General features: G+C 58.1%; 7 protein-coding genes. 2 read left to right on the top strand and 5 right to left on the bottom strand.

Annotated features, from left to right (window positions below; genetic code table 11):
- Positions 1 to 27 precede the first annotated feature (27 nt).
- On the bottom strand, positions 28 to 1,233 hold the full coding sequence (gene dacC, locus B498_RS11850) for a serine-type D-Ala-D-Ala carboxypeptidase (protein WP_008501207.1): 1,206 nt from the start codon (positions 1,231 to 1,233) through the stop codon (positions 28 to 30).
- 241 nt (positions 1,234 to 1,474) lie between these two features.
- Between dacC and B498_RS11855 the strand changes: the two genes are divergently transcribed.
- Complete coding sequence (locus tag B498_RS11855) at positions 1,475 to 2,101, top strand: glutathione S-transferase family protein (RefSeq protein ID WP_008501206.1); 627 nt, start codon at positions 1,475 to 1,477, stop codon at positions 2,099 to 2,101.
- On the opposite strand, the gene B498_RS11860 is transcribed toward B498_RS11855, so the two are convergent.
- Positions 2,102 to 3,220: a PQQ-dependent sugar dehydrogenase gene (locus tag B498_RS11860; protein ID WP_008501205.1), complete on the bottom strand. Its 1,119-nt coding sequence runs from the start codon at positions 3,218 to 3,220 to the stop codon at positions 2,102 to 2,104.
- A 106-nt stretch (positions 3,221 to 3,326) separates the two neighbouring features.
- Positions 3,327 to 3,710 carry a biofilm formation regulator BssR gene (gene bssR / locus B498_RS11865; protein ID WP_008501204.1) on the bottom strand — a complete coding sequence of 128 codons (384 nt, stop codon included), beginning with the start codon at positions 3,708 to 3,710 and terminating at the stop codon, positions 3,327 to 3,329.
- Positions 3,711 to 3,926: 216 nt separating this feature from the next.
- Here bssR and rimO point away from each other — a divergent pair, with 216 nt between their 5' ends.
- Positions 3,927 to 5,252, top strand: coding sequence for a 30S ribosomal protein S12 methylthiotransferase RimO (gene rimO / locus B498_RS11870; protein ID WP_008501203.1), 1,326 nt, complete (start codon positions 3,927 to 3,929; stop codon positions 5,250 to 5,252).
- A 64-nt stretch (positions 5,253 to 5,316) separates the two neighbouring features.
- On the opposite strand, the gene gsiD is transcribed toward rimO, so the two are convergent.
- A complete protein-coding gene (gene gsiD / locus B498_RS11875) occupies positions 5,317 to 6,228 on the bottom strand; it encodes a glutathione ABC transporter permease GsiD (protein WP_008501202.1) in 912 nt (303 codons plus the stop codon).
- Position 6,229: 1 nt separating this feature from the next.
- The gene (gene gsiC, locus B498_RS11880; RefSeq protein WP_008501201.1) at positions 6,230 to 7,150 is read right to left on the bottom strand and encodes a glutathione ABC transporter permease GsiC; all 921 of its coding nucleotides are present in this window, start codon (positions 7,148 to 7,150) and stop codon (positions 6,230 to 6,232) included.
- Positions 7,151 to 7,155: the final 5 nt, after the last annotated feature.

Here is a 7,155-nt window from a genome sequence, read left to right as displayed (position 1 = left end):
AGCGCAGCGCCACCCGGCAAAAAAAACTTAGCTAAACCAGCTGCCAAACCACCCGTGGAATTTCATCATCACGAAATCCCACATCCGGCTGAAGAAGCCGCCCTCTTCCACCGCTTCCATCACAATCAGCGGACGCTGTTCAATCGACTTGCCGTTAAGCTGGAAATCAATCGTCCCGACCACCTGGCCCTTTTTCAGCGGAGCCGTAAGCTGCGGGTCAGTCAGGGTGTAGCTGGCCTTCAGGTTTTTCAGTTGGCCGCGCGGAATGGTCACCGAGCCCGCCTCACCCGCGCCTAGGTTCACTTCGCTCTTGTCACCAAACCAGACGCGCTGGCTGACGAACGTGGCATCCGGCTTAATCGGCGTCACGGTTTCATAGAAGCGGAAGCCCCAGGTCAGCAGTTTTTCGGATTCGTTAAAGCGAATTCGGTCGGTTTTGGTGCCCAGCACCACCGAAATCAGGCGCATGTCGCCCTGGGTCGCGGAAGCCACCAGGTTGTAGCCTGCCCCCGCCGTGGTGCCGGTTTTCATCCCGTCCACATTGACGTTGCTGCTCCACAGCAGGCGGTTGCGGTTCGGCTGGCGAATTTTGTTGAAGGTAAACTCTTTCTCTTTGTGGATGGCGTATTCATCCGGCACGTCGTGGATCAGCGCTTTCCCCAGCAGCGCCATGTCGCGTGCGGTGCTGAACTGACCCGGCGCATCCAGACCGTGAACGGTTTTAAAGGTTGTATTGGTCAGGCCCAGCTTTTGCGCGTAGCCATTCATCAAACCAATGAAAGAATCCTGGCTGCCGGCAACGTAATCGGCCAGCGCGATGCACGCATCATTTCCCGACTGAATAATCACCCCTTTATTCAGATCGGAAACGGAAACCTGATCCCCTGGCTTCAGGAACATCACGGAAGAACCCCGCAGGGCCGGGTTGCCGGTCGCCCACGCGTCCTTCCCGATGGTCACCATATCGTCCAGCTTGATCTTGCCCGCTTTCAGCGCCTGGCCCACCACATAGCTGGTCATGATTTTGGTCAGGCTTGCCGGATCGAGTTTCTCATCCGCATTCCCTTCCGCCAGCACTTTACCGCTGGCGTAGTCCATCAGGATCCAGGCGCGCGCATCCACTGGCGGCGCTTCTGGCGCAGCCTGTTCAGCTGCGTAGAGCGTTGGTGCAAACAGGAAAAGAAGCGCAGAGCCTGCCGCCAGGCTGCGCAGAGAAGTCATTTTACGCGTCATAAATGCCACCCGAGTGTCCATTCAAAAATTACGTCACATCACCGTGTCGCAAGAAGCGATGAGTAATAGCGCACTAAAACCGTTAAAGAAACCCAACGAGGGTAAAGTTATTAAAGTTTATGCAATAACATTCAGATACGCTTTGATTAAGACGATTTTTTTGTCTTCTGTTGCGTAATTGTTAGGTTTATCTCACCATGGCGAAAGGCTGACTCGGATTCACATCTCATCGGGAGTAAATATGATTACGCTGTGGGGCAGGAATAATTCGACCAACGTTAAGAAAGTGCTCTGGACGCTGGAAGAGCTGGATTTACCGTTCAATCAAATCATGGCTGGCATGGCGTTCGGCGTGAACAAGGAGGCCGACTATCTGGCCATGAACCCGAACGGCCTGGTGCCGCTGCTACGCGATGATGAAACAGACGCGACGCTTTGGGAGTCCAACACCATTGTCCGTTACCTCGCCGCCCAGTACGGTCAGGGACGCCTGTGGGTTGAAAACCCGGCCCGGCGCGCCCAGGGCGAAAAGTGGATGGACTGGGCAAACCAGACGCTGTCCCCAACCCACCGCGTGATCCTGATGGGGCTTATCCGCACGCCGGAAGCTGAACGCGACTATCCTGCGATTCACGCCGCGCAGGATGCCTGCGAAAATCTGTTTGCGATGATGGATGACGAGCTGGCGAAGCACGCCTGGTTCTCCGGCGAGACGTTCGGCACAGGCGATATCGCCGTGGCGCCATTCGTCTGGAACCTGACCAACATGGGCCTGAAATGGACGCCGCGCCCTCACCTTGAGCGCTGGCTTAAACAGCTGAGCGATCGTCCGGCTTACCGTAACGTCGTGATGATCCCGGTCACCTGATTACGCGCCGGACGGGCTGACTTTCAACAGTTGCCCGTCCGTCTCGTCGGTCAGGACATACAGATATCCATCCGGCCCCACCCGCACGTCGCGAATACGCTGGTCCCGGTCGCCCAGAATGCGCCCGTCCTCCGTCACCTTGTTTCCCTCCACGCTCAGCACGATAACGTCCTTCTCCTTCAGCGCGCCGATAAACAGCTTGTTTTTCCACTGCGGGAAAACGTCGCTGTTGTAGAACGCCATTCCGCTCACCGCGGGTGAGACTTTCCAGACGAACAGCGGCTTCTCGGTGCCCTCAACGTGCTCGCCTTTGGCTTCCGGGATTTTCAGGCCGCTGTAGTTAATGCCGTGCGTGGCCAGCGGCCAGCCGTAGTTCTTACCTTTCTCCGGAATGTTGATCTCATCCCCGCCGCGCGGGCCGTGCTCGTTCAGCCACAGCGTGTCGCTCCAGGGGTTCATCGCCATCCCCTGCGGGTTGCGAATGCCGTAAGACCAGATTTCGGGTCGCGCACCGGGGGTGTTCACGAAGGGGTTATCCGACGGGACTTTCCCGTCTTCGGTGAGGCGCACCACTTTGCCCTGCAATTTATCCAGATCCTGCGCCGTCGGACGCTGATTGTTCTCGCCGAGTCCAATAAAGAGAGAGCCTTTGCCGTCGAACACCAGCCGCCCGCCAAAATGGTTACCGGTTGAGAGTTTCGGCATCTGACGGAACGCCACCTGGAATCCCTCGATGCGGGAATAGTCGTCGTTCAGACGGCCATAGCCCACCGCCGTTCCGGCTTTGCCGTCATGCCCGGCCTCGGCGTAGCTCAGCCAGACGCGGCGCGACTTCTCAAAATCCGGCGCCAATACCACATCCAGCAATCCTCCCTGACCGTTTGCCCAGACCTTCGGTACGCCGACAATCGGATCGGAGAGCCCTTTTCCGGCCTGCCAGCGTTTGAGCTGCCCCCCCTTCAGGGTCACCAGCAGCCCGTCATTATCCGGCAGGAACGCCAGAGACCAGGGATGATCGAGTCTGTTTTGCAGCACCTCGACCGTCACCGCCTCTGGCGCAGCAAGAAGTGAAAACGAAATAAATAAAGCAGGCAGGGAAAGCAGCGAGGATCGAGGCATAACGCGCTCCTTTATCGGCATATGGCATAAAGATTAGCCATTGCGTCCGGGCGCGTTACCACTTTTACAAAAGCTTAAGCAGAAGGGGGAGTTGCCTCCCCCGGGATCAGTGCTGTTCGAGCTGTTTGTGCTCGTTCAGACACATGATGCATAGAGAGAGCGTTGTCAGGCAGTTTTCAAGCTTCTCCGCGTTTACGGCGATAAAGTTCGGGCAGTCGTGGCGTCCGTTCATCAGACACACCCCTGCGATGGAGAGCACTTCGGTGGCGCGGCGCAGCGCGATTTCTTCGCTTTCGCCGCCGTTCGCCTTCAGGGTCGGTGCTTTTTCACGCATGAAATTACACAGTTCAAACAGGTTATCACGCAGATGTTCGCTTTCGCTGACTGACATATACCCTTTTGCCTTCCTCAACTGCAGGTACGCGGCCAGGTCGATTCGGGCGTTGATCAGCTTGTTCAGCAGATCGCGTTTTAGTCTGTCAACGGTCATGCTCTTTCCTCCTCTGTCAGCCATGGTGCATAGTCAGAATAAGTACATTTTTTGTACAGTTTAATGCCTGGGATCAATTTTTATTAACTGATTAACATTATTTACAATGTTACAACCTCGGCCCGACGCATCCGCCTTGCAAAGAGTGTATAAATCCCCCGCGATACGCTGTAAAATCCCGCCCTGATAACTCCATAATTGATGAATTTTTAACCTATGAGCAATGTTACGCACCAGCCGAAAATCGGCTTCGTCTCCCTGGGCTGCCCGAAAAACCTGGTGGATTCAGAACGCATCCTGACCGAACTGCGCACCGAGGGCTATGACGTGGTGCCAAGCTACGACAACGCCGATATGGTGATCGTTAATACCTGCGGGTTTATCGACAGCGCGGTCCAGGAGTCACTGGAAGCCATCGGTGAAGCGCTGACCGAAAACGGCAAAGTGATCGTGACCGGCTGTCTGGGCGCGAAAGAAGACCAGATCCGCGAAGTGCACCCGAAGGTGCTGGAGATCACCGGCCCGCACAGCTACGAGCAGGTGCTGCAACATGTTCATCACTACGTGCCAAAACCCAAACACAACCCGTTCCTGAGCCTGGTGCCGGAACAGGGCGTGAAGCTGACGCCGCGCCACTACGCGTACCTGAAGATTTCCGAAGGCTGTAACCATCGCTGTACCTTCTGCATCATCCCGTCCATGCGTGGCGATCTGGTGAGCCGTCCCATTGGCGAAGTGCTTGCTGAAGCCAAACGTCTGGCCGACGCGGGCGTGAAGGAGCTGCTGGTCATCTCCCAGGACACTTCAGCTTATGGCGTGGACGTGAAGCACCGCTCCGGCTTCCACAACGGCGAGCCGGTGAAAACCAGCATGGTCGGCCTGTGCGAACAGCTGTCCAAACTCGGTATCTGGACGCGTCTGCACTACGTTTACCCATACCCGCACGTTGACGACGTCATCCCGCTGATGGCGGAAGGCAAAATTCTGCCGTACCTGGACATCCCACTGCAGCACGCGAGCCCGCGTATCCTGAAGCTGATGAAGCGCCCTGGCTCCGTTGACCGCCAGCTGGCGCGCATCAAGCAGTGGCGTGAGATCTGCCCGGACCTGACCCTGCGCTCCACCTTTATCGTCGGCTTCCCGGGTGAAACCGAAGAAGACTTCCAGATGCTGCTCGACTTCCTGAAAGAAGCGCGTCTGGACCGCGTAGGCTGCTTCAAGTACAGCCCGGTGGAAGGCGCAACCGCCAACGAGCTGGCGGACCAGGTGCCGGAAGAGGTGAAAGAGGAGCGCTGGAACCGCTTCATGCAGCTTCAGCAGCAGATTTCTGCCGAGCGTCTGCAGGAAAAAGTGGGCCGCGAGATCATGGTTATCATCGACGAAGTGGACGAAGAAGGCGCGATTGGCCGCAGCATGGCGGACGCCCCTGAAATCGACGGCGCGGTGTACCTGAATGGCGAAACCAACGTTAAGCCGGGTGATATTATTCGCGTGAAGGTTGAAAACGCGGATGAGTATGACCTGTGGGGTAGCCGGGTTTAATTCCCCCCACTCCGCTTTTGTAGGCCGGGTAAGGCGAAGCCGCCACCCGGCACATTTCACTGCACTACCCCTTTATCCTCGGATCCAGCGCGTCGCGCAGCCCATCCCCCAGCAGGTTAAACGCCAGCACGGTCAGGAAAATCGCCAGGCTCGGGAAAATCGCCACGTGCGGCGCAATCACCATATCGGCCCTCGCCTCGTTCAGCATCGCGCCCCACTCCGGCGACGGGGGCTGTGCCCCTAACCCCAGAAACGACAGGCTGGCCGCCGAGATTATCGACACGCCGATACGCATGGTGAAGTAGACCACGATGGACGACACCGTCCCCGGCAGAATATGGCTGAAGAGGATGGTCGCATCGCTGGCCCCCATACTGCGGGCCGACTCGATGAAGGTCTGCTGTTTCAGCACCAGCGTGTTGCCGCGCACCAGGCGGGCAAAGGCCGGAATCGAAAACACCGCGACCGCAATGATGACGTTGGCCATGCCGCTGCCCATGATCGCCACCACGGCAATCGCCAGCAGAATGCCGGGGAAGGCAAACAGCACGTCGCAGATGCGCATGATGATGCGGTCCCACCAGCCTTCGTAATAGCCGGCGACCAGCCCCAGCACGATCCCGATTGCCGCGCCGATCAGCACCGCAAACACCCCGGCGGCGAGCGAGATCTGCGCCCCCACCAGCACCCGGCTAAAGATATCCCGCCCGAGAGAGTCCACGCCGAACCAGTGGAGCATCGAGGGCCCGTCGTTCAGGCGGTCGTAGTCAAAATAGTTTTCCGCATCAAACGGCGCCACCCACGGCGCCACGATCGCCACCACGATCAGCAGCAGCACGAACAGCCCCGCCGTCATCGCGACCGGCTGGCGGCGGAAACGCCGCCAGAATTCAGACCACGGGGTGCGGATGTGGTCCGGTTTTAGCCCCGGCATGGCGTTTAATACGGCCTGACGCCGCCAGTTCAATAATCGCATCTTACTTATACCTGATGGCCGGGTTAATGGCGGCGTAGAGCACGTCCACCACGAGGTTGATAAGAATAAACTCCAGCGAGAAAAGCAGGACTTCCGCCTGAATCACCGGGTAGTCGCGCATCTCGACGGAATCGACCAGCAGACGTCCCAGCCCCGGCCAGTTGAAGACCTTTTCCACCACGATAGAGCCGCCCAGCAGGAAGCCAAACTGCAGCCCCATCATCGTCACCACCGGGATCATCGCATTGCGGAACCCGTGCTTGAGAATGACCCACTTCTCGCTGACCCCTTTCGCCCGCGCGGTGCGAATATAATCTTCGCTCAGCACGTCAACGAACGAGGCGCGGGTAAAACGGGCCATTACCGCCGACACGGCAGCCCCCAGCGTCATCGAGGGCAGGATGTAATGCTTCCAGGTATCGGCCCCGACGGTGGGCAGCCAGCCCAGCTCAACGGAGAAGATCTGCATCAGCAGCATCCCCAGCGCGAACGCCGGGAAGGAGATGCCGGTCACCGCCAGCGCCATGCCGAGCTTGTCCGGCCAGCGGTTACGCCAGACGGACGCCACAATCCCGGCGCCAAGTCCGAACACCACGGCCCAGCTCATGCTGGCTATCGTTAACCAGAACGTGGGCATAAAGCGGGTGGCGATCTCCTCCGACACCGGACGACGCGACACCATCGAGATACCAAAATCGCCCTGCAGAACGTTGCCAATATAGTGCAGAAACTGCATATACAGCGGCTGGTCAAGACCCAGCTGTTTACGCACCAGCTCAATGACCGTGGCATCCGCTTCAGGCCCGGCAACCAGACGCGCCGGATCGCCCGGCAGCATATGGACAAACAAAAACACCAGCACCGCCACAATCAGCAGCGTCGGGATAAGCCCCAGCAGGCGTTTACAAACATAGTTCAGCATGGGCG

The sequence above is a fragment of the Enterobacter sp. SST3 genome (assembly GCF_000286655.1).
Classification (GTDB): Bacteria; Pseudomonadota; Gammaproteobacteria; order Enterobacterales; family Enterobacteriaceae; genus Enterobacter; species Enterobacter roggenkampii.
Note: the sequence above shows the minus strand (reverse complement) of the source record. Positions and strands in the feature narration are given on the sequence as shown.

Excerpts from the sequence above, each read along its gene's own strand:
- dacC (WP_008501207.1), bottom strand. The coding sequence starts at position 1,233 with ATGACGCGTAAAATGACTTCTCTGCGCAGCCTGGCGGCAGGCTCTGCG.
- B498_RS11855 (WP_008501206.1), top strand. The coding sequence starts at position 1,475 with ATGATTACGCTGTGGGGCAGGAATAATTCGACCAACGTTAAGAAAGTG.
- B498_RS11860 (WP_008501205.1), bottom strand. The coding sequence starts at position 3,220 with ATGCCTCGATCCTCGCTGCTTTCCCTGCCTGCTTTATTTATTTCGTTT.
- bssR (WP_008501204.1), bottom strand. The coding sequence starts at position 3,710 with ATGACCGTTGACAGACTAAAACGCGATCTGCTGAACAAGCTGATCAAC.
- rimO (WP_008501203.1), top strand. The coding sequence starts at position 3,927 with ATGAGCAATGTTACGCACCAGCCGAAAATCGGCTTCGTCTCCCTGGGC.
- gsiD (WP_008501202.1), bottom strand. The coding sequence starts at position 6,228 with ATGCGATTATTGAACTGGCGGCGTCAGGCCGTATTAAACGCCATGCCG.
- gsiC (WP_008501201.1), bottom strand. The coding sequence starts at position 7,150 with ATGCTGAACTATGTTTGTAAACGCCTGCTGGGGCTTATCCCGACGCTG.